The sequence below is a fragment of the Paenibacillus athensensis genome (assembly GCF_004514475.2).
Taxonomy (GTDB): domain Bacteria; phylum Bacillota; class Bacilli; order Paenibacillales; family NBRC-103111; genus Paenibacillus_AL; species Paenibacillus_AL athensensis.
Window position 1 is genome coordinate 24,680 of the sequence record NZ_MYFO02000017.1, and the last position, 21,903, is coordinate 46,582.

At 57.5% G+C, this 21,903-nt stretch carries 20 protein-coding genes and 1 other annotated feature; of the genes, 17 read left to right on the forward strand and 3 right to left on the reverse strand.

Going from position 1 to position 21,903, the window contains the following annotated elements; translation table 11 throughout:
- Positions 1 to 33 precede the first annotated feature (33 nt).
- The 12 genes from ftsZ to ileS all read left to right on the forward strand — a co-directional run bounded on the left by ftsZ (position 34) and on the right by ileS (position 12,022).
- Positions 34 to 1,152 (forward strand): cell division protein FtsZ, encoded by a 1,119-nt coding sequence (ftsZ, locus tag B5M42_RS22705; protein WP_134756201.1) that lies wholly within the window; start codon positions 34 to 36, stop codon positions 1,150 to 1,152.
- Positions 1,153 to 1,349: 197 nt separating this feature from the next.
- On the forward strand, positions 1,350 to 2,273 hold the full coding sequence (gene spoIIGA / locus B5M42_RS22710) for a sigma-E processing peptidase SpoIIGA (RefSeq protein WP_134756199.1): 924 nt from the start codon (positions 1,350 to 1,352) through the stop codon (positions 2,271 to 2,273).
- A gap of 62 nt (positions 2,274 to 2,335) precedes the next feature.
- The gene (gene sigE, locus B5M42_RS22715; RefSeq protein WP_134756197.1) at positions 2,336 to 3,058 is read left to right on the forward strand and encodes an RNA polymerase sporulation sigma factor SigE; all 723 of its coding nucleotides are present in this window, start codon (positions 2,336 to 2,338) and stop codon (positions 3,056 to 3,058) included.
- Positions 3,059 to 3,271: 213 nt separating this feature from the next.
- Positions 3,272 to 4,054 carry an RNA polymerase sporulation sigma factor SigG gene (sigG, locus tag B5M42_RS22720; RefSeq protein ID WP_134756195.1) on the forward strand — a complete coding sequence of 261 codons (783 nt, stop codon included), beginning with the start codon at positions 3,272 to 3,274 and terminating at the stop codon, positions 4,052 to 4,054.
- A gap of 367 nt (positions 4,055 to 4,421) precedes the next feature.
- Positions 4,422 to 4,721, forward strand: a complete 300-nt coding sequence (locus B5M42_RS22725; RefSeq protein WP_134756193.1) for a YlmC/YmxH family sporulation protein — start codon at positions 4,422 to 4,424, stop codon at positions 4,719 to 4,721.
- A gap of 111 nt (positions 4,722 to 4,832) precedes the next feature.
- Positions 4,833 to 5,957 carry a peptidoglycan editing factor PgeF gene (pgeF, locus tag B5M42_RS22730; RefSeq protein WP_230633148.1) on the forward strand — a complete coding sequence of 375 codons (1,125 nt, stop codon included), beginning with the start codon at positions 4,833 to 4,835 and terminating at the stop codon, positions 5,955 to 5,957.
- 91 nt (positions 5,958 to 6,048) lie between these two features.
- Complete coding sequence (locus tag B5M42_RS22735; protein ID WP_134756191.1) at positions 6,049 to 6,732, forward strand: YggS family pyridoxal phosphate-dependent enzyme; 684 nt, start codon at positions 6,049 to 6,051, stop codon at positions 6,730 to 6,732.
- A 27-nt stretch (positions 6,733 to 6,759) separates the two neighbouring features.
- Positions 6,760 to 7,182 (forward strand): cell division protein SepF, encoded by a 423-nt coding sequence (locus B5M42_RS22740; RefSeq protein ID WP_134756189.1) that lies wholly within the window; start codon positions 6,760 to 6,762, stop codon positions 7,180 to 7,182.
- A gap of 65 nt (positions 7,183 to 7,247) precedes the next feature.
- The gene (locus B5M42_RS22745) at positions 7,248 to 7,487 is read left to right on the forward strand and encodes a YggT family protein (protein WP_134756239.1); all 240 of its coding nucleotides are present in this window, start codon (positions 7,248 to 7,250) and stop codon (positions 7,485 to 7,487) included.
- A 1-nt stretch (position 7,488) separates the two neighbouring features.
- Positions 7,489 to 8,271, forward strand: a complete 783-nt coding sequence (locus B5M42_RS22750) for a YlmH family RNA-binding protein (RefSeq protein WP_134756187.1) — start codon at positions 7,489 to 7,491, stop codon at positions 8,269 to 8,271.
- 110 nt (positions 8,272 to 8,381) lie between these two features.
- Positions 8,382 to 8,858, forward strand: coding sequence for a DivIVA domain-containing protein (locus B5M42_RS22755; RefSeq protein ID WP_134756185.1), 477 nt, complete (start codon positions 8,382 to 8,384; stop codon positions 8,856 to 8,858).
- A gap of 89 nt (positions 8,859 to 8,947) precedes the next feature.
- Positions 8,948 to 9,203, forward strand: a binding site (T-box leader).
- A 50-nt stretch (positions 9,204 to 9,253) separates the two neighbouring features.
- On the forward strand, positions 9,254 to 12,022 hold the full coding sequence (ileS, locus tag B5M42_RS22760) for an isoleucine--tRNA ligase (RefSeq protein ID WP_134756183.1): 2,769 nt from the start codon (positions 9,254 to 9,256) through the stop codon (positions 12,020 to 12,022).
- Positions 12,023 to 12,086: 64 nt separating this feature from the next.
- Here the strand turns inward: ileS and B5M42_RS22765 are convergent, their stop codons facing one another.
- The gene (locus B5M42_RS22765) at positions 12,087 to 12,818 is read right to left on the reverse strand and encodes a TraR/DksA C4-type zinc finger protein (RefSeq protein ID WP_134756181.1); all 732 of its coding nucleotides are present in this window, start codon (positions 12,816 to 12,818) and stop codon (positions 12,087 to 12,089) included.
- 109 nt (positions 12,819 to 12,927) lie between these two features.
- Here B5M42_RS22765 and lspA point away from each other — a divergent pair, with 109 nt between their 5' ends.
- From lspA to B5M42_RS22785, 4 genes are all read left to right on the forward strand, one after another.
- Positions 12,928 to 13,458 carry a signal peptidase II gene (gene lspA / locus B5M42_RS22770; RefSeq protein ID WP_134756179.1) on the forward strand — a complete coding sequence of 177 codons (531 nt, stop codon included), beginning with the start codon at positions 12,928 to 12,930 and terminating at the stop codon, positions 13,456 to 13,458.
- Positions 13,433 to 14,383 carry an RluA family pseudouridine synthase gene (locus tag B5M42_RS22775; protein ID WP_134756177.1) on the forward strand — a complete coding sequence of 317 codons (951 nt, stop codon included), beginning with the start codon at positions 13,433 to 13,435 and terminating at the stop codon, positions 14,381 to 14,383. Before lspA ends, B5M42_RS22775 begins: the two co-directional genes overlap by 26 nt.
- A 133-nt stretch (positions 14,384 to 14,516) precedes the next feature.
- Entirely contained in the window at positions 14,517 to 15,752 is a 1,236-nt protein-coding gene (locus B5M42_RS22780) for an LL-diaminopimelate aminotransferase (RefSeq protein WP_134756175.1), read from the forward strand.
- A gap of 83 nt (positions 15,753 to 15,835) precedes the next feature.
- Entirely contained in the window at positions 15,836 to 17,029 is a 1,194-nt protein-coding gene (locus B5M42_RS22785) for a macrolide family glycosyltransferase (RefSeq protein WP_134756173.1), read from the forward strand.
- A 400-nt stretch (positions 17,030 to 17,429) separates the two neighbouring features.
- Here the strand turns inward: B5M42_RS22785 and B5M42_RS22790 are convergent, their stop codons facing one another.
- Positions 17,430 to 19,325: an ABC transporter ATP-binding protein gene (locus B5M42_RS22790; protein ID WP_134756171.1), complete on the reverse strand. Its 1,896-nt coding sequence runs from the start codon at positions 19,323 to 19,325 to the stop codon at positions 17,430 to 17,432.
- Positions 19,322 to 21,157, reverse strand: coding sequence for an ABC transporter ATP-binding protein (locus B5M42_RS22795; protein ID WP_134756169.1), 1,836 nt, complete (start codon positions 21,155 to 21,157; stop codon positions 19,322 to 19,324). Before B5M42_RS22795 ends, B5M42_RS22790 begins: the two co-directional genes overlap by 4 nt.
- Before the next feature lie 128 nt (positions 21,158 to 21,285).
- Between B5M42_RS22795 and B5M42_RS22800 the strand changes: the two genes are divergently transcribed.
- On the forward strand, positions 21,286 to 21,747 hold the full coding sequence (locus B5M42_RS22800) for a MarR family winged helix-turn-helix transcriptional regulator (protein ID WP_134756167.1): 462 nt from the start codon (positions 21,286 to 21,288) through the stop codon (positions 21,745 to 21,747).
- The last annotated feature ends 156 nt before the right edge of the window (positions 21,748 to 21,903 follow it).

Here is a 21,903-nt window from a genome sequence, read left to right on the forward strand (position 1 = left end):
GCTGCGAATGAGAGTTAGGGGGACAACAATTACATGTTTGAATTTGATATGGACATGGACCAATTGGCACAAATCAAAGTCATCGGCGTCGGCGGCGGCGGCAGCAATGCCGTCAACCGGATGATCGAGAACGGCGTCAAGGGAGTCGAGTTCATTACGGTGAATACGGATGCTCAAGCGCTGCATCTGGCCAAATCGGAGCACAAGCTGCAAATTGGCGACAAGCTGACGCGCGGCTTGGGTGCGGGAGCGAACCCGGATGTTGGCAAGAAAGCGGCTGAGGAATCCAGAGAATTGATTCTGAACACGCTGCGCGGAGCGGATATGGTGTTCGTGACAGCCGGTATGGGCGGCGGTACGGGTACAGGCGCAGCTCCGGTCATTGCCGAAATCGCCAAGGAAGTCGGCGCGTTGACGGTTGGCGTAGTCACTCGGCCGTTTACGTTCGAGGGCCGCAAGCGCTCGCTGCAAGCCGAGCAAGGCATTGCCGCGCTCAAGGAAAAGGTCGATACGCTGATCATCATTCCGAACGACCGGCTGCTCGAAATTGTCGATAAGAAGACGCCAATGCTCGAAGCGTTCCGTGAAGCGGACAACGTTTTGCGTCAGGGCGTACAAGGCATTTCGGACTTGATCGCGGTACCGGGCCTGATCAACCTTGACTTTGCCGACGTGAAAACGATCATGACCGAGCGCGGCTCGGCGTTGATGGGCATCGGGGTCGCCACGGGCGAGAATCGCGCGGCCGAAGCGGCCAAGAAGGCGATTTCCAGCCCGCTGCTGGAAACGTCGATTGAAGGCGCGCGCGGCGTGCTGATGAACATTACCGGCGGCATGAACCTCAGTTTGTATGAGGTGAACGAGGCAGCCGACATCGTCGCTTCCGCTTCCGACGTCGAAGTCAATATGATCTTCGGCGCGGTGATCGACGACCGCTTGAAGGACGAGATTCTGGTGACAGTCATCGCCACCGGCTTTGAACACAAGCAGGTGCCGACGCAGCAGCCGGCCAAACGCCCTTCGTCCGGTCAGCCTGAGAGCTACAACGACAATCGGACAAACAATCTGCGTCCGTTCGGCAGCCAGCCTTCGAGCGATCAGCTGGATATTCCGACGTTTCTCCGCAATCGCGGCCGCAACACCGACAAATAATGACAGGCTTTTAAAGATAAACCGAAGCTCGCCCAGCGCGAGACTTCGGTTTTTTGCTGTTTGCGCCCGTCGTGGCGCGGGCTGAAGCCTCCTTGCAGCAACTGACAAAAAAAGTGTCCAGGGCCTGGCAAGTTTAGACAGACTTTGAAATAAGATTCTTATATACTGATTTCGAACCGACGGGAGGTGGGCGAGGGGTGGTCGTTTATGCGGATCTCATTTTCCTGTTGAACTTTGTAATGGACTCGACCATGCTGATCGTCACGGCCAAAACGCGCAAGCTGCCGATAGTCTGGTGGCGGTTGGCTCTATCGGCCGCAATCGGCGCTTCATATGTCGTCTTGATGTTCGTTCCGGCGCTGTCCTTGCTGTTTACATTTTCTGTGAAATGTATATTTTGCGCAGGGATGATTATGACAGCTTTCGGATTTGGCGGCTTGCAAAATTTCTTGCGCAATCTCGGCGCGTTTCTTATGGTCAATTTTGCCATAGCCGGGGGGATCTTCGGCCTTCATTATGTGCTGGCTTCCTCCTCGGACGTGCTGGGCGGCATGTTGTTCACGCACGCCGGGGGGCCGGTGTTCCAGCTGCAAATCGGGCTGGTGTTCATATTGGCTGCGGCTGCTGCCGTCATATGGTGGCTGCGGACGTTTCTGCAAAGCGCCAAGCGGCGCGAGCAGTTCACTACGTTTTTGGCCGAGGTGTGCATTCAGATCGGCGATTTCCGCGCAACGTGCCAAGGGTTGATCGACACGGGCAACCAGCTGTACGATCCGCTGACGCGTACGCCCGTTATGGTGATGGAAGCCTCGCAATGGGGCGAGGCGCTGCCCGAGACATGGCTTGCGCGTATCCGCTCCGCCGACGTCGATCAGATCATCAGCGGCATCGGCTCCGACGATACGTTCGTCTGGCAGGACCGCTTGCGGCTCGTTCCTTATCGCGGCGTTAACCGCAGCACCCAATTCATGCTGGCGATCAAGCCGGACAAGGTGGTGATTACGCACAATGACAAGCAGATCGAAGCCTCGAAGGTGCTGGTCGGTCTCGACGGCGGCAAGCTGTGCAGCGACGGCTCCTATCACGCCATCATTCATCCGACCTTGATCACGGCGGGCTGACGTTGTTCATGCCGCACTTACGCCATTCAAATCGCTCACGAAATGACTAGGAGGAAGCTATCATGCTCGTAAAGTGGAAATTGCTGCTGCAGCTCGCATACTACCGGATTTTGCTGTTTTTGGGCCTCAAGGGCGAGGAAATCTACTACATAGGTGGAAGCGAAGCGCTGCCGCCGCCATTAACGAGAGAAGAAGAAGAATATTTGCTGGAAAAATTACCGTCGGGAGATGCAGCGATCCGCGCGATGCTGATCGAGCGCAATCTGCGGCTGGTTGTCTATATAGCCAGGAAGTTTGAAAACACCGGCATCAACATCGAAGATTTGGTCTCCATCGGCGCGATCGGGCTGATCAAAGCCGTCAACACGTTTGACCCGGAGAAGAAGATCAAGCTGGCAACCTATGCATCGCGTTGCATCGAAAATGAAATTCTCATGTACCTGCGGCGCAACAGCAAAATCCGCACCGAGGTGTCGTTCGACGAGCCGCTGAACATCGATTGGGATGGCAACGAGCTATTGCTGTCCGACGTATTGGGTACGGAAAACGATACCATCTATCGCAACATCGAGGAGCAGGTCGACCGCAAGCTGCTGCATAAGGCGCTTGACAAGCTGACCGAGCGCGAGCGGATCATCATGGAGCTGCGCTTTGGCCTACAGGACGGCGAGGAGAAGACGCAAAAGGACGTGGCCGATCTGCTGGGTATTTCCCAGTCCTACATTTCCCGGCTGGAAAAACGGATCATCAAACGGCTGCGCAAGGAGTTTAATAAGATGGTGTAGTCAAGAGAGGGCAGCCTCTCTTTTTTTTGTCCACAAGGGTCAAGAGGGGCGAAAAAAAATTTGCAGACGCGCGCAGCGATTTTCGCCAGCAATGACAGGAGGGAGCAAGTTCGACAGCGTTTGTCAAGTGGCTTGGGCAGCGTTCCGCAGCGAATAAAACAGGGGCCGGCGGGGATAATTAACAGTAATGTTTCTCCTTGGGAGGTAATCACGGTGACCCGAAATAAAGTCGAGATATGTGGTGTTGATACCGCCAAACTGCCTGTTCTGACCAATGCGGAAATGCGCGAGCTGTTCGCGGAGCTGCAGACGAAACAGGAGCGAGCTGCAAGAGAGAAATTAGTGAATGGCAACCTGCGCCTGGTGCTCAGCGTCATCCAGCGGTTCAATAACCGCGGCGAGTATGTGGACGATCTGTTTCAGGTCGGCTGTATTGGGTTAATGAAAGCCATCGACAATTTTGATTTGAGTCAAAACGTCAAGTTCTCCACCTATGCGGTGCCGATGATCATTGGCGAAATCCGCCGTTATTTGCGCGACAACAATCCGATTCGCGTGTCCCGCTCCCTGCGCGACATCGCCTACAAGGCGCTGCAGGTGCGCGACAGCTTGACGAATCAGAACTCGCGCGAACCGACGATTTATGAAATATCCGAAGCGTTGAACGTGCCCAAGGAAGATGTCGTCTTTGCGCTGGATGCGATTCAGGACCCCGTCTCGCTGTTTGAGCCGATTTATCATGACGGCGGCGATCCGATCTATGTGATGGACCAGATCAGCGACGAGCGCAACAAGGACATGTCGTGGATCGAAGGAATCGCTTTGCGCGAAGCGATGCGCAAGCTGAATGCGCGCGAAAAAATGATCTTATCGATGCGTTTCTTCGAAGGCAAGACGCAAATGGAGGTCGCCGACGAAATCGGCATTTCCCAAGCTCAGGTATCGCGGCTGGAGAAGTCGGCCATTTCCCAGATGCAAAAGCACGTCAAGACATAAGGCGTAAAGCCGTAAGCGCGTAAAGTGCTAAGCGCGTAGGCGGTCAAACGTAACGCCAGCAAGCGAATAAGGCGTAAATGCTGACGCAAGGTCGTTATTGCCGTTCGCACGCTCTGTCGGCGGCTGTACAGCCGCCGTCGCGCATCGGGAGTCACGCGCGGTTGCGTTGGCGATTGTCCCCAGCGTCAACAATTGTCCTCGCCATGCGGTTACGCCGAGCGAGCCGTCCCCGCCAAGCGGTTGAACGGCCGGTCGGGCCGGACTTGCTGGGCGGGGTTATTTTTGCCCGGTCAGGACATTTTGCCGAGAGCCCACATATACTAGTACCAGGCAGGGAAAATTTTGCGGGATTCGAGGTGTCGACCTCATGAAAATATCGGATTTTCAAACGAAGGACGTTATCAACATCGTCGATGGCAAAAAGCTGGGGCAAATCAGCGATCTGGATCTGGATTTGCGGCAGGGGCGGATCGAATCGATCGTCGTGCCGAATCAGAGCCGGTTCTTCGGCTTGTTCGGCAGCGGGACGGATGTGATCATTCCGTGGAAGAACATCGTCAAGATCGGGATGGACGTCGTGCTGGTCAAGCTGGACGACTTGAAGGGCTACCGGCCGGCGGGCGAGCAGGAAGACAACTACGAGTACAACCGCCAATACCGGGGTTGAAGCGACACACGACCGGTGCCTTGCGCGCGACGATGCGCGGCGGAAGTCGTGTGTCTTTGCTTTTTATGCTAAAGTAGAAGCACATGGCCATGAAGCGGAGGGAGACGGATAATGGAACCGTTTGTGCTGGATACAAGGCAGGAAGCAGCGGGAGACGGAGAAGCGGGAGAGCGCCGGGAAGCGGGCGGCGTGATGCGGCGCGGGGAAGCGGCAGGCGGCGTGACGCGGCCGGGCGAAGCGGCGGGAGACGGCGGCGCGCGGGAACGCGGCGACGGGAGCGGTGCGGCGGAAGCGCATGCGGGACGCGGAGCGATGGCGAGCGGGGCGGAGCCGCCGCAGGGCGAAGCGGAGCTGCGGGCGGCGGGTGGCGCGAGCAGCGATGCGCATGGCGCGGCAGGCCATCCGCGGGCGGGTGGCAGGCAGCCCGGCGAAGCGGAGCTGCCGCAGCTGCTGCGCCTGCGCTGGCCCGGCGTGAGCGCCGGCTTCACGACGCGACGCGGCGGCGTGAGCAGACCGCCGTTCGCTTCGCTCAACGGCGGCTTGCACGTCGGCGACGATCCCGCCGACGTTGTGGCCAACCGCGAACGGCTGGCCGCGAGCATCGGCCGGCCGTTCGCGGCGTGCACCTATGCGGAGCAGGTGCACGGAACCAAGGTGCTCGTGGCGACGCACGAGCACCGGGGCCGGGGCCGCGCAACGCGCGAAGACGCGGTGCAGGGCACCGACGCCTTCGTCACCGCGGAGCGCGGCCTGGTGCTGTGCACGCAGTTTGCCGACTGCGTGCCTCTGTTTATTCACGACCCGGTCCGGCAGGTCGTGGGGCTTGCGCACGCTGGCTGGAAGGGCAGCGTGCTCAACATCGCGCAGGCGACGGTGTCGGCGATGGCGCGCGCCTTCGGCAGCCGGCCGCAGGAGCTGCGCGCGGCGGTCGGGCCGTCGATTGGCGTCTGCTGCTACGAGGTCGACGCCACGGTAGCCGACCGGGTGCGCGAGGCGCTGGCTGCCGCCGGAGCGGCCCCGCAAGCGGAAGCCGCCGTGCTGCAGCCGCGGCCAAACGGCAAATTTATGCTGAATTTGCAGGAATTCAACCGAAATCTGCTAGAACAAGCAGGAATTTTGTCGCCTTGTATCGAAGTAACACAGTTATGTACGAGCTGCAGAACCGATTTATTTTTTTCCCACCGCAAGGAGGGCGGTTCCACAGGCCGAATGATCGCTTGGATCGCGCTGGAATGACAGCGAAGATCCCCCCTTTGCTCCGGCGGCGTCAAGCTGCGGGAACGGGCCGCCGGTAAGGGCGAAGCGATGGAAATTGAGGTGCCGGACGATGAGTTTACGAGAACGAATAGAAGCAGTCGAGCGGTCGATCGCCGCCGCTTGCGCCCGAGCCGGGCGCAGCCGGGAGGAAGTGCGGACGATCGCTGTGACCAAATATGTATCGCTGGCGACAACGCGAGCGGCGATGGACGAAGGGTTGCTCGATATTGGCGAGAACCGCTGGCAGGACGTAAAGCCCAAATGGGAGGCGCTGCACGAGCGGGGCACATGGCATTTTATCGGTCATTTGCAAACAAACAAAGTCAAGGATGTCATCGGCAAATTCGCCTACATCCATTCGCTGGACCGCAGCTCGCTGGCGCAGGAGCTGAATCGCCAGGCCGGAGCGCGCGGGCAAACCGTGCGAGCGTTCATTCAAGTGAACGTTTCGGGGGAACAAACGAAATACGGGCTGCATCCCGACGAGCTGACGGCTTTTGCCGAGGAGCTTCGCGGGCTGGAGCATATCCATATTGAAGGTCTGATGACGATGGCGCCTTACGATAGCGAGCCCGAAGCGGCGAGGCCGGTATTTCGCGGACTCCGCGACCTGCGTGACCGGCTCAACGGACAAGCCGTTTTGCCCTATGAGGTCAAGCATCTGTCAATGGGCATGTCCGGCGATTTTGAAGTGGCCATCGAGGAGGGCGCAACCTGGATTCGTCTGGGCTCGGTGCTCGTAGGCAAGGAATAATCCAGTCGTTAAAGGAGGAACAGCGGGATGGGCGTTATGAATCGGTTTATGAATTTTTTGGGCTTGCAGGAAGAAGAGGAAATCGTCGAGCGCGAACGAATCGTCGAAACGGCGGAAGAACCTGAAACCAATCCGTATGAGCTTCGTAATAAAAACAAGGGCAATGTGGTCAGCATCCATTCGCAAAAAAATACGCGCGTCGTGCTTAGCGAACCCCGCTCCTACGACGAGACGCAGGAAATTGCGGATCACTTGCGTTCGCGCCGCGCCGTCGTCGTTAATTTGCAGCGGGTGCGCCCGGATCAAGCCATCCGCATCGTCGATTTTCTGAGCGGAACGGTATACGCTTTGAATGGGTCTATTTCCAAGCTTGGGGCGAACATTTTCTTGTGCACGCCGGATTCCGTAGATATTCATGGCCATATCTCCGAGATAATAAGCGAGGACTAGACGCATATCCTGACATTGAGGTGATTGCGCCAGTGCTTTACGTGGATTACTATTTGAATCTGCTAATGGAGATTTACTACTTCATGATTATCGGCTACATCTTGCTGTCCTGGGTGCCGAGCGCGAGGGACAGCTTTATCGGCGAGCTGCTCGGCAAGGCCGTTGAGCCTTATTTGTCCCCGTTCCGGAGAATCATTCCGACGCTGGGATTCATCGATCTGTCGCCGATTGTGGCGCTGATTGCGCTGAGGTTCGTTGTAGGCGGATTGCTAGCCGTCATTCATTTTATCGTAGGAGTGTTTTAATGTGCAGAAGGACGTTTACGTCCATTTTCATCCGGATGAACATCATTTCGTAGACCAAGCCTGGGAATGGGTCGAGCGGGCCGCGGAGCAGCATTCTGTGAAGCGGACGGATTTCCTCGATCCGCGTCAGGCTTTTATATTGACTACGCTGGTCAATCGCCATCCCGACGTCCAATGCCGCTGGGAAGGCGGCTATCCGGAGGCGGAGCGCAAGCGCGCGCTGATTGCCCCGGATTATCGCGTGCTGGACGACGAGGACATGGGCATCGTCGTGCTGGCCGTATCGTCAGGCGACGGCAAGTTTCTGGAGCTGGAGCACGGCGATTATATGGGCGCCATTCTGGGGCTTGGCATGAAGCGGGACAAGGTCGGCGATATCCATGTCATTGAAGGCGGCTGTCACTGTCTGGTTACCGCCGATGCCGCCGATTATTTGCATCTGAATTTGTCGCAGGTGCACCGCGTTCATGTGCGGACCGAGCTGTTGCCGCTGGCGCAGCTGCAAACGGCGTCCGTTCGGCTGGAGGAGCTGCAGCTGTCGGTGGCTTCGATGCGGCTGGACGGGATTGTCGGCGACGTCTTCCGGCTGAGCCGGGCGAAGGCGCTGCTGCCGATTCAGGCCGGGCGCTGCCGCGTGAACTGGAAGCAGGAAGAGGACCCGAGCAAGCCGTTGAAGGAAGGCGATCTGGTATCGATGCAGGGCTTTGGCCGCTTCAAGGTGCTGGAGGTGGAGGGCGTTACAAAAAAGGGCAGAATCCGCGTGAAAATCGGCAAATATGCATAAACTAGCAATATTTCCGCGAGCTATGCAGGATTTTCTTGTTTTCTGTCGAACATCAAAGGATGACGAAACCGGGTAACGCGGCCCGACCCACTTTTTCAGGAGGTGCACCAATGCCATTAACGCCATTGGACATACATAACAAGGAGTTTTCCCGCTCGTTTCGCGGTTACGATGAAGACGAAGTCAACGAATTTCTCGATCAGGTCATCAAGGATTACGAGGCGCTGATTCGCGAAAATAAAGATTTGCAGAACCAGATGCTGACGCTCCAGGAGCGTCTGGATCATTTTGTTCACATCGAAGAAACGCTGAGCAAAACGATCATCGTCGCCCAAGAAGCAGCGGACGAGGTCAAAAACAACGCGAAGAAGGAAGGCCAGCTCGTGCTCAAGGAAGCCGAGAAAAACGCCGACCGGATAATTAACGAGGCGCTGGTGCGCTCGCGCAAAATCGCGCTGGAAACCGAAGAGCTCAAGAAGCAGGCTTCGATCTACCGCACGCGCTTCCGCGCGCTGCTCGAAGCGCAGCTGGAGCTGCTTAACAACGAGGGCTGGAGCTCGATGCAGATGGATTTGTCGGAGGAATAGGCAGAAGCCTTCGCGCATCATAGGCGAATCCCGTATTGACTTTTGTTTGACAAATGGGCTATACTCTCTGTTAATATGAATCGACATATCGCAAAGCGATGACTGGAACAAGTAGGATGTGTCCGCAGATTCAGCGAGCCGGGGGTTGGTGCAAGCCCGGTGTCTGCAGCGTGCCGAATATCATCCAGGAGCGTCTCTTGAACGCGTAAAGCCAAGTAGAGAGCATCGGGTCATGCCGTTATCCATGATCGAGTGAAAGAGCCGTTTTGCCCCAGCGCCACGCGCGCATGGGTGGAGACGCTTTTTAACGAGGGTGGTACCGCGAGCAAACTTCTCGTCCCTTTCAGGGGATGGGGAGTTTTATTTTTTTGTGTAGAGAAATGGAGTGACGTGAGATGGATTATGGCAAAACATTAAATTTGCTGCAAACCGATTTTCCGATGCGCGGCAATTTGCCGCAGGCTGAGCCCAAGCTGCAGGCCCAGTGGGAAGCGGACGATATTTACGCCAAGGTGCAGGAAAGCCGTCAGGGTCGTCCGACGTTCATCCTGCATGACGGACCGCCGTATGCGAACGGCGACATTCATATCGGCCATGCGCTGAATAAGGTGCTCAAGGACGTTATCGTGCGCTTCAAAACGTTGCAGGGCTTCCGCGCGCCGTTCGTTCCCGGCTGGGATACGCACGGTTTGCCGATCGAGCAGGCGATCTCGAACAGCGGCAAGGCCGACCGCAAAAAGATGAGCGTGTCCGAGTTCCGCAATTACTGCGAAGCTTATGCGCTCGAATGGGTGGAAAAGCAAAAGGCGCAGTTCAAGCGTCTGGGTGTTCGCGGTGACTGGAACAATCCGTACATCACGCTGCAGCCGGAATATGAAGCGCAGCAAATCCGCGTTTTTGGCCAAATGGTCGATAAAGGTTATATCTACAAAGGCCTGAAGCCGGTCTACTGGTCGCCTTCCTCGGAAAGTGCGCTGGCGGAAGCGGAAATCGAATATATGGAAAAAACATCGTCTTCGATCTATGTCGCCTTCCCGGTCAAGGATGGTAAAGGCAAGCTGCCGCAGGACGCCGCTATCGTCATCTGGACGACGACGCCGTGGACGCTGCCGGCGAATCTGGGCATCAGCCTGCATCCCGAATTCGACTATGCGATTGTCGAAGCGGACGGCGGCAAATATGTGCTGGCGCAAGGACTGCTGGAAACGGCGTCCAAAGAAATCGGCTGGAGCAACGTGTTGGTGCTGGGTACGGTCAAAGGCAGCGAGCTGGAATACGCAACCTGCCGTCACCCGTTCTATGACCGCGAATCGCTGGTGATGGTCGGCGAGCACGTGACCTTGGAAGCCGGTACGGGCTGCGTGCATACGGCGCCGGGCCACGGCGAAGACGACTTTGCCATCGGCCAACGTTATAACATCGGCGTCTTGTGTCCGGTCGACGATCAGGGGCATTTTACGGCAGAGGCGCCGGGCTTTGAGGGCGTGTTTTATGAGAAGGGCAGCAAACTGGTAATGGAAAAGCTGCAGGAAGCCGGCTTGCTGCTCAAGCAAGGCGAAATCCGTCACCAATACGCGCATGACTGGCGCACGAAGAAGCCGGTCATCTACCGGGCGACCGAGCAGTGGTTCGCGTCGATCGATAAGTTCCGTCAGGAAATGCTCGATGAGATCAAGCAGGTGAAATGGACGCCGCATTGGGGCGAAATCCGCCTGCACAACATGATCGCCGAGCGCGGCGACTGGTGCATCTCGCGTCAACGGGCGTGGGGCGTGCCGATTCCGATCTTCTACTGCCGCAGCTGTAACGAGCCGCTCGTCAATGAAACGACCATCGAGCATGTGGCGCAGCTGTTTGCTGCCGAGGGCTCGAACGCCTGGTTTATCCGCGATGAAAAGGAGCTGCTGCCGGCGGGGACGGCTTGTCCGAAATGCGGACATCACGAATTCCGCAAGGAAACGGACATCATGGACGTCTGGTTCGACTCCGGCTCCAGCCACGTTGGCGTGCTGGAAACGCGGCCTGAGCTGGAATGGCCGGCCGATCTGTATCTGGAAGGCTCGGACCAATACCGCGGCTGGTACAACTCGTCGCTGATCACGGGCGTTGCCGTACGCGGCAAATCGCCGTATAAGGGCATTTTGAGCCACGGCTTTACGCTCGACGGCGAAGGGCGCAAGATGTCCAAATCGCTGGGTAACACGGTCGATCCGGCTCAAGTGTGCAACAAGCTGGGCGCGGATATTTTGCGGCTGTGGGTCGCTTCGGTCGACTATCAGGCGGATGTGCGCATTTCCGATAACATTTTGAATCAAATCACGGAAGTGTACCGCAAAATCCGCAATACGCTGCGCTTTCTGCTTGGCAATCTCAGTCATTTCAACCCCGCGACCGATCAAGTGCCGTCCGGACAGCTGTCCGAGCTCGACCGCTTTGCGCTGATCCGTCTGAACCGGATGATCGACAAGGTTGTTGCCGCTTATGATGCCTATGAATTCCATGTCGTCTACCAGACGATTCATCATTTCTGCGCTGTAGAGCTCAGCTCGTTTTATCTCGACATCATCAAAGACCGCCTCTACGCCGATGCGCCGAATGCAGCCGCCCGCCGAGCTTCGCAAACCGTCTTGTACCAGACGCTGGTTGCGATCACAACGCTGATCTCGCCGATCCTTCCGCATACAGCCGACGAGGTGTGGAAATACATTCCGGGCGTGGAGCTGCCAAGCGTTCAGTTGGCTGAGCTGCCGCAAGTACAACGTCAACTGTTCGATGAGCAGTTGGAGGATAAATGGAGCCGTTTCCTCGATGTTCGCGACGAGGTGCTGAAGGCGCTGGAAGAAGCGCGCAAGGAGAAGGTCATCGGCAACTCGCTTGGCGCTGCCGTTCATTTGTACCCCGACAGCGAGACCCGTGCGCTGCTGGACCAATTTACGCAGTTGGACCAATTGTTCATCGTATCCGCTGTCGTGGTGCACGAGCCTGGCTCGGCGCTGCCGGACCCGCTGTACCGGGCCGAGGGATTGGGAATCGGCGTTGCCGTCGCGGAAGGCGAGAAGTGCGAGCGCTGCTGGATAGTGACTCCGGAAGTCGGGCACAGTAAAGAACACCCGACTCTGTGCGTGCGCTGCAACGACGTCGTTACTGCGCATCATCACGAGTGAGCGTTCAATCATTTCGTTACATGGACAGTCGGACAGACCGTTTCAACCACGGAAGGACGGGGATTTACAAATCCCCGTTTTCCCTGTCGGGCTCCAGCAACGGATCGCCTTCGCCACTGTTGATATAGTCGCGATACGCCTTGCTGCGCACAATGGTGACCTCTTGACCGTACAAGTCGGTGGCGACGAAATTTTCATACGATTCAACAAAGCCCTCATGGTCTTCGGCATCAACGTACATGTCCTTGTAATCGTCGACATTCGGATTTCCCGCCATTGCTGGCGTGTTGGACGTGCCCCAGCTGGCCACGATTTGCCAGGCATCTTCGCCGTCAAATTCGACTTGATCTTTTTGCTCGCGCCGGCTGGACCGGCCGAACGGAGGCGTCAGCACCTTTTCCTCGACCGGGCGGCGGTACGAGATATGCGGATCGGGAACATGCGCCTTGCAGTAGAGCGTCGTCGGAATCGCCTGCAGCCGTTCGAACGGAATCGGCTCCCCGCACAGCACGCACAGTCCGTAGTCGCCTTGCTCCAGATGAGCGAGCGCTTCGTTCACTTGAATCAAATGGAACTCAGCATGCTCGTTTAATGCGATGTCCTTGCCCCGCTCATAGATTTCCGTAGCGAGATCCCCGGGATGATTATCGTACATCGACAGATCGCCGGTATTGTCCCGGAAGGATTCGCTCAAGCCGTAATGCTCGTTCAGATCGAAATGCTTCTCCAGATCAAGCTTTTCCTCCAAAAGCTGAAGATTCAGCTCGCGTATCTGTGGCTTGGTCAAATGATTCATGCGGTAACAGCCCCTTTCTACAAGGTGTATCCTCTACCGTTATAGTTCCGAGCAACCGCTTTTTTTAGTGAGGTAATTCCTTGCATTCAAGGTCTAAGGAGGGAATCGCGTGCTCAAGTATTACAAGTTCTACCTCTACGCGCTCATCGCGTTTATTCTGGATCAGGCGAGCAAGTGGCTGATTGTCAAATATGTGACGATTGACGAGCAGATTCCGGTGCTCGGGGAATTTTTCCAGATTACGTCGCATCGCAACCGTGGCGCGGCGTTCGGGATTTTGCAAAACCAGCGCTGGTTTTTCATCGTCGTGACGCTGGTCGTCGTCTCGGGTATTATCTGGTACAGCCTGCGTACAATCCGCGAGGACAAAAAGCTGCTCTCGTTTTCGCTGGCGCTCATTCTCGGGGGCGCGCTGGGCAACTTTTTTGACCGGGCCTTGTTCGGGCAAGTCGTCGACTTTTTACAATTGCATTTTCAATTCTCCTTGTTCGGCAAAGCGGTCGATTATTATTTCCCGATTTTCAATGTGGCCGATTCGGCGATTTGCGTCGGGGTCGCGCTGATTTTCATCGATTCGCTGATCAGCTGGCGGCAGGAGAGCAAAGGAGCGTCTCATGAGCACAAACCCGATCTCCCTTGAGCCGGACGCGTCGGAGCCGTTGGAGTGGACGGCTGACGCCGAGCTGGCCGGAGAACGCATCGATAAGTTTCTCAGCGAAGCGCTGGGCGGCGACGTATCGCGCACCCAGGTGCAGGGCTGGCTGAAGGATGGCTGCGCCGCGGTGAACGGCAAGCCGGTGAAGCCGAATTACAAGCTGGCGGCCGACGACCGGATCGTGCTGACGATTCCGGAGCCTGCCGACGTGGAGCTGGCGCCTGAGCCGATTCCGCTCGATGTTGTCTACGAGGACGCCGATGTCATCGTCGTCAACAAGCAGCGCGGCCTCGTTGTCCATCCCGCGCCCGGTCATTATGCCGGCACGCTGGTCAACGCGCTGCTCCATCACTGCCGCGACTTGTCCGGCATTAACGGGGTGCTGCGTCCCGGCATCGTGCACCGCATCGATAAGGACACGTCGGGCCTGATCATGGCGGCCAAAAACGACAAGGCCCATGCGGGACTCGCCGAGCAGCTCAAAGCGCACACGGTCAACCGCAAATACGTCGCGGTCGTGCACGGCAACGTGCCGCACGATCAGGGAACGATCGACGCGCCGATCGGACGCGATACGGCCGACCGCAAGATGTATACGGTGACGGACAAAAACAGCAAGCATGCGGTGACGCATTTTGCCGTGCTGGAGCGTTTTGGCGATTACACGCTGGTCGAGCTGATGCTGGAAACCGGCCGTACGCACCAGATTCGCGTTCATATGAAATTCATCGGACACCCGCTTGTCGGAGATCCGATGTACGGACGCAGCAAAGGCATGACGATGGACGGACAAGCGCTGCACGCTGCGGTGCTCGGGTTCAGCCATCCGCGGACGGGTGAGTCGCTGCTTTTCGAGGCGCCAATGCCGCCCGACATGCAAGAGCTGCTGCAGCGGATTCGCAGCCGCTAGAAAGTGCAAATTTTCGGCGAATCGGTCCATTCACTGCTTTTCATCAGAGCGTTATCATGATAAAGTATTAGACGGTATATTGACTACGGACAAACGATCGATGACCAAATTCATTCCAGATAAGGTGGTAGCAATGGCAAAAATCAATCAGAACTACTTGCAGCTGCAAGGCAGCTATTTGTTTGCGGAAGTAACGAGAAGAAGAACGAAATTTATCGCGGAAAATCCGAACGCTCCGCTCATCAGCCTCGGCCTTGGCGACGTGACGCGCCCGCTTCCGGAAGCGGTTATCACTTCGCTGCACGGCGCAGTGGACGAGATGGCCAATGCCGCTACGTTCCGTGGCTACGGCCCGGAGCAGGGCTATGACTTTTTGCTGGAGCAAATCGCGCACAACGATTACGCTTCCCGCGGCATCGATATTGCCAAAAACGAAGTGTTCGTCAGCGACGGCTCGAAATGCGACGTAGCGAACATTCAGGAAATTTTCAGTCTTGATAGCATCGTGGCTGTTCAGGACCCGGTTTACCCGGTTTATGTCGACAGCAACGTAATGGCCGGTCGTTCCGGCACGTTCAATAAAGAAACGAACCGTTACAATAACATCGTCTACCTGCCGTGCACGGCAGAAAACAACTTCAAGCCGGAGCTGCCCAAGCAAAAGGTCGATCTGATCTACCTGTGCTACCCGAACAATCCGACGGGCATGACGTTGACGAAGGAAGAGCTGAAGGTCTGGGTCGACTACGCACGCGAGAACAACGCGATCATCCTGTTCGACTCCGCCTATGAAGCTTACATTCAGGAAAAGGACGTTCCACACAGCATTTACGAGGTGGAAGGGGCGAAGGAAGTCGCGATCGAGTTCCGTTCCTTGTCTAAAACAGCCGGCTTTACCGGCACGCGCTGCGCGTACACCGTGGTGCCTCGCGAGCTGAAGGCGCGCGATGAAGACGGCAATGAAATCGTCGTCAACGATCTGTGGAACCGCAGACAAACGACCAAGTTCAACGGCGTTTCCTACATTACGCAAAAAGGTGCAGCCGCGATCTACAGCGCGGAAGGCAAAGCCCAAATCGCCGGTCTGGTCGACTACTACATGACCAATGCCAAAATCATCCGCGAAGGCATCGCCGCACAAGGGATTGAAGTGTACGGCGGCGTCAACGCGCCTTACATCTGGCTGAAAACGCCAAACGGCCTCGGCTCGTGGGAGTTTTTCGACAAGCTGCTGACGGAAGCGCACATCGTCGGTACGCCGGGTGTCGGCTTCGGCCAGTCCGGCCAGGGCTACTTCCGCCTGACGGCTTTCGGTACGCGCGAAAATACGGAAAAAGCGGTTGAGCGCTTCAAATCGCTCAGCCTGTAAGATTAGCAGCAAGATCGGGCTCGCAGTGCGGTTCCTCCGGGACCGGCTGTGGGCTTTTTTGCATAGTCGAAAGGAGGGACGTTATGGCACGCGTGTTGTTTATTAATGTCGGTTCGGAAGGACATATCAATCCTACGGTTGGCGTCGTGCAGGAGCTGGTTGCGCGCGGCGATGAAGTCGTGTACGTGTGTGTGGAAGCGTTTCGCGAGCGGATGGAGCGGGCAGGCGCTTCTTTGCGGACGCTGGACGGTCAGCGGTTCATTCAAGCGTTTATTGCCGGGGGCCGCAGGTATGTGCTGGAGCGTGTGAACGGCTTGCTGCATACGGCCGATATCGTGATTCCGAGCGTGCTGGAGCAGCTCGCCGGCGAGCGGTTCGATTATTTGATCCACGACTCGATGTTCGGCTGCGGACGGCTGCTGGCGCAAATGCTCAAGCTGCCGGCGATTTGCTCCTGTACGTCCTTTGCACAAACGCGGGATTCGTTCGAGCGGGAAATGGCTTCGTTTTTCGACAGCGTCCCTGCGGAGGTCGCCGGTCCGATTCAAGAGCAGTTTGAGCGTTTGGCTGCTGGCATCCAAGAGCGCTATCAGGTGCAGGTGGGCTCGCCTTACGAGGTGTTTTGCAATCCGGCTCCGCTGACGCTCGTGTATACGACTCGCGCGTTTCAGCCCGAGGGGGAGAGCTTTGACGCTTCGTACCGTTTTGTCGGTCCGTCGATTGCGCCGCGCTTCGCGGCGGAGCGCTTGGAGCTGGATGCGGTGAAGGGTAAAAGCCTCCTTTATATTTCACTGGGAACCGTGTTTAATCAGGCGGTCGATTTCTACAAGCTTTGCTTTGAAGCGCTAGGGGACACGGAGCATACGGTTGTGATGGCGGTTGGCAGCCGGACGCCGGTCAGCGATCTGGGCGTCATTCCTGCTAATTTCATCGTTCGGCCGTATGTGCCGCAAACGGAGCTGCTGCCGCACGTTCGGCTGTTTGTGACGCATGGCGGCATGAACAGCGTCCACGAGGCACTGTATGCCGGGGTTCCGCTCGTTGTCGTCCCGCAAAGCGCCGACCAGCCGGTCATTGCCCGTCAGGTGGCCCGGCTTGGTGCGGGCGTTGCGCTGGACATGTCGGACTTGTCGGTCACCCGGCTGCGCGAGGCTGTCGACCGGGTTGCGGGCAGCGCTGCGTTTCGAGATGCGGCTGCCGCCATAGGGGCGAGCTTCCGGGAAGCGGGCGGGTATCGTCAGGCGGCCGATGAGCTGGCTGCGTTTACGCGCCCTTAACGGCCGTAGCGGGTTTGCGGCAGCGCCCTTAGAAGTCCGGTGAACAACCAGTGTCCTCCGGTCGATAGCGGTTTCCACTCGCTGTTGTAGCCGGATTTTTCGATGGAATGACCCCGTTTGGGGTAAAAATCCGCCTACAAAGGCGACCGCTGACGCTGTTCCAACTCCCTATCGACTCTCCGGCCACTTGTTCACCGGACTTTTAGGGTATCGCAAGGAAGGAGCAGGCTACCGCACTCACAATAGCGAGGCTGGCGGTAAGGGAAGCCTCCGCAGCGCTTTTGTACAACGAACAGAAGGTCAACCCGTTTCAGCCGCTGGCTGGCAGGTTGACCTTCTTTGGGTTGCGCTGATCCGTAAGGATCGGCAGTCAAGCTGATGGAACTGACCGGGGGCAGGACTAGCCGACATCGGCCCCTGCGGTTTGTCCGGCGAACTGGCTATTGTACAAATCGGCGTAGAAGCCGTGAAGCGCCAGCAGCTCCTCATGCGTGCCCTGCTCGATCACGCTGCCGTGATTCATTACCAGAATCAGGTCGGCGTCGCGAATCGTCGACAAGCGATGGGCGATCACGAAGCTTGTGCGGCCCTTCATCAAATCGTTCATCGCCCGCTGGATCGACAGCTCGGTCCGCGTATCGACGCTGCTCGTCGCTTCATCGAGAATCAGCATGGCCGGATCGGCGAGAATGGCGCGGGCAATCGTCAGCAGCTGCTTTTGGCCATGCGACAGATTGGAGGCTTCTTCATTGAGCACGGTATCGTAGCCGTCCGGCAGCGTGCGGATGAAATGGTCGGCATACGCCGCTTTGGCCGCGCGCACGATGTCCGCTTCGCTTGCGCCTTCGCGACCGTAAGCGATGTTGTCGCGAATCGTGCCGTTAAACAGCCACGTATCCTGCAGCACCATGCCGAACAGGCTGCGCATGCGCGAGCGCTGCATATCGCGGATATCGACGCCGTCGATGGCGATGCGTCCGCCGCTCAGCTCGTAGAAGCGCATCAGCAGATTGACGAGCGTTGTTTTGCCTGCGCCGGTCGGTCCGACAATCGCCACTGTCTGGCCGGGGCGTACATCGATGTTTAATCCGGTCAGCAGCGGCGCGTCCGGCTTGTAAGCGAAGTGTACGTTTTCAAAGGCCACGCTGCCGCGGGGCTGGCTCAACGCCGCTGCATCCGGCTTGTCGCGTTCTTCCTCCGGTTCGTCCAGCAGCTCGAAGACGCGTTCGGCTGCAGCAATCGTCGACTGGATGATGTTGGCGATGTTTGCGGCCTGGGAGATCGGCATGCCGAATTGGCCGGAATATTGGATAAACGCTTGCACATCGCCAATCTGAATGGCTTGCTGGGTGACGAGAATGCCGCCGATGACGCTGACAAGCACGTACCCGATGTTGCTGATAAACGTCATGACCGGCATGATCAGACTGCTGATGAACTGGGCCTTCCAGCCGGACTGATACAGCCGTTCGTTGATTTCGTTAAAGCGGTCGACGGATTTGCGTTCATGTCCGAACGCCTTGACGATGGTATGTCCGGTGTACATTTCTTCAACGTGGCCGTTCAACTCGCCGAGGGTGCGTTGCTGGCCGATAAAATACGGCTGCGAGCGCTTGGCGATGATGCGCGTGGCCAGAATGCTCAGCGGCAGCGTAATAATCGTTGCCAGCGTCAATATCGGGCTGATTGTCAGCATCATGATGATGATGCCGACCAGCGTGACCAGCGAGGTGATCAGCTGGGTCAAGCTTTGCTGCAGCGTCGAGCTGATCGTATCGATATCGTTCGTGGCCCGGCTCATAATATCGCCGTGGCTGCGGTTATCGAAAAACGACAGCGGCACACGGGTCAGCTTTTCGCTGACGTGGCTGCGCAGGTCGTAGACGACGCGTTGGGTCACCTTGATCATCACCCACTGCTGAATGTAGCTCAGCACGGAGCTGAGCACGTATAGCGCAGCCAGCCAAAGGACGATATGCCCGATGGCGGTAAAATCGATCTTTGCCCCGGCCACGCCCTTGAGCTTGGCCATCGAGCCTTCAAACAGCTTCGTCGTGGCATGGCCCATCAGCTTGGGGCTGACGATGCTGAACACGGTGCTGAGCACCGCCATCAGCAGCACAAAGGCGAGCCGGAAGCGGTAGGGCCTCATATAGCCAAACAAGCGCTTGAGTGTTCCTTTGAAGTTCTTCGCTTTTTGCGGCGGCATGCCGATCGGTCCGCCGCCGAAGGGGCGGCCGCCGGGTCCTGGGCCGAAGCCGCCCGGCCCGCCTGCGGGTTTGCGTTGTTCACTCATGCGATCTCCTCCTCCGACAGCTGGGAAGCGACGATTTCGCGGTAGACGCCGCAGCTGTTGAGCAGCTCGCGATGCGTGCCGATACCGGCGATCCGGCCTTCCTCCAGCACGAGAATACGGTCGGCGTCGCGGATCGTGCTGACCCGCTGGGCGACGATCAGCACGGTAGCGTTCGCCGTTTCCTTCCGCAGCGCTTCCCGCAGCCGGGCGTCCGTCTTGAAGTCGAGCGCCGAAAAGCTGTCGTCGAAGACGTAAATGTCCGGGCGGCGTACGAGCGCGCGCGCGATGGCAAGCCGCTGCTTCTGGCCGCCGGACAGATTGGTGCCGCCTTGGGTGACGGCCGACGCGTAGCCATCCTTCATTTCTTCGATGAAGGATGCGGCTTGCGCCGTTTCGGCAGCTGCCCGCACCTCGTCGTCAGTAGCGGCTTCACGCCCGAAACGAATGTTGCTGGCGACGGTGCCGGAGAACAGGACGGCCTTTTGCGGCACGAAGCCGATCCGTTCGCGCAGGCTCTCCAGATCGGCGTCGCGCACGTCCTGGCCGTTGACGCGAATCGAGCCGCTCTCGGCGTCGTAGAAGCGCAGCAGCAGGTTCAGCAGCGTGGACTTGCCGGAGCCGGTGCCGCCGATGATGGCCGTCACCTCGCCCGGCTTCGCCTGGAAGCTGATGCCGGTCAGCGCGGGCTGCTCGGCGCCGGGGTAGCGGAAGCTCACGTCGTCGAACTCGATCAGGCCGGTCGCGGCTTCTGTCAGGCTATCGCCGGCTGCCTCCCCGGAGCGGCCAGCACCGGCCGCGGTGCCGTCAGCAACGTCGCTTTGGCCCGATGCTGCACGAGTCTCTTGCGCAGTATGGCCTGTCGTTCCCTGGCGCTCTGCCGTGTTGACGATGCTTGGCGTCATGCCGAGCACTTCGCGCAGGCGGGTCGCCGAAGCGGAAGCGCGCGGAATCATCATGAAGATCATCGTCATCATGAACATGGAAAACATAATTTGCATCGCGTATTGAATGAAGGCCATCAAATCGCCGACCTGCATATGGCCGGCATCGATGCGCAAGCCGCCGTACCAGAGGATCACGACGACGGAAAGATTGAAAATCAACATCATGACCGGCATCATCGTGCCGACAATCAAGCCGACCCGGGTTGCCGTACGCGTGAAATCGACGTTTGCATCATCGAAGCGCGCCGTTTCATGCGCCGAGCGATTGAAGGCGCGGATGACCCGGATGCCGGTTAAATGCTCGCGCAAGACGAGATTGAGCCGGTCGATTTTCAGCTGCATGGCTTTGAATAGCGGCACGCCCTTCATCATAATGAAAGCAATGGCCGCAGCGAGCACCGGAATGACGGCAATCAGCACGATCGCCAGCCGGGCGTCCTTGACGACGGACATGATTACGCCGCCAATCAGCATCGTTGGCGCGCCGATGAACATGCGCATCATGACGACAACCTGCTGCACCTGCGTAATGTCGTTGGTGGTGCGGGTGATCAGCGACGAAGTTCCCAGCTTGTCAAACTCCTGCAGGGAGAAGCTTTCCACATGCCCGAACACGGCGGAGCGCAGGGAGGCCCCGAAGCCGGCCGCCGAACGGGACAACAGATAGCTGGCCACAAAGACGCACAAGGTCGCGCCTGCGGCCACGAGCAGCATCAAGCCGCCGGCCTTCCATATGTAGCCCGTATCTCCGTGGATGACCCCGATGTCGACGATGTCGGAAAGCAAGGTCGGCAGGTACAGTTGAGCCAGCGATTGCAGCAGCATCAGCACGACGACCGCCGTCAATTGGCCACTGTACGGCCGCAAATAGCCAAACAGCTTGAACATTCGGATAAATCCCCTCCAAAATTATTTCGTGTGCGATATGTCGTGTACGAAATATATCGTATGTGTTATAATCAGCTTTGTCAATATGGTCGTGTTCTACACGGTACGTAAAGGAGAACAACAACGCTATGAGAACGGAAGACGCCAAAAAAATTCGCGAAGCAATCGGTAGGCTGCATCGTTTTTTTCACACGCTGTCGCGCGGCGTCGATCAGCACGACGGCACCAGCAGCATCACGATCGCCCAGGTCGCGGTTTTACGCGCCGTCCATCATCATCCCGGGTTGACCATGAAGGAGCTGAAGGAGCGGATGGGGCTGGCGCACAGCACCATTTCCGGCATCGTCGACCGGCTTGAGCTCAAGCAATTAATTGAAAGGCGAGTCGATGCGAACGACAAGCGGTTCACCAGACTGTATGTGAATCCTGAAGTTCAATCTTATATGATGCATCAGCGGGTACAATTGATCGACAAGTCGCTGTCGACCTATGTCGAAGCGGCCAGCGACCAAGAGCTGGAGGAGATTCACCGCGCTTTGCAAACGCTGGAGCGATTGTTTTTGGCGAATAGCGACAAAGAAGACGCGTAATTTGTTATTTTTTTGTTGACTTCTTGTGTCGAAAGTGGGATAATTTTTCTAACTTAATAGGCACCTTTAAAATCAGTCCAGAGAGGCTGGCAAGGTCATCGATTCAACGTATAACGAAAGCGCCCGGGCCGTCAGGCTTGTCGTGCGCAAGTTCGG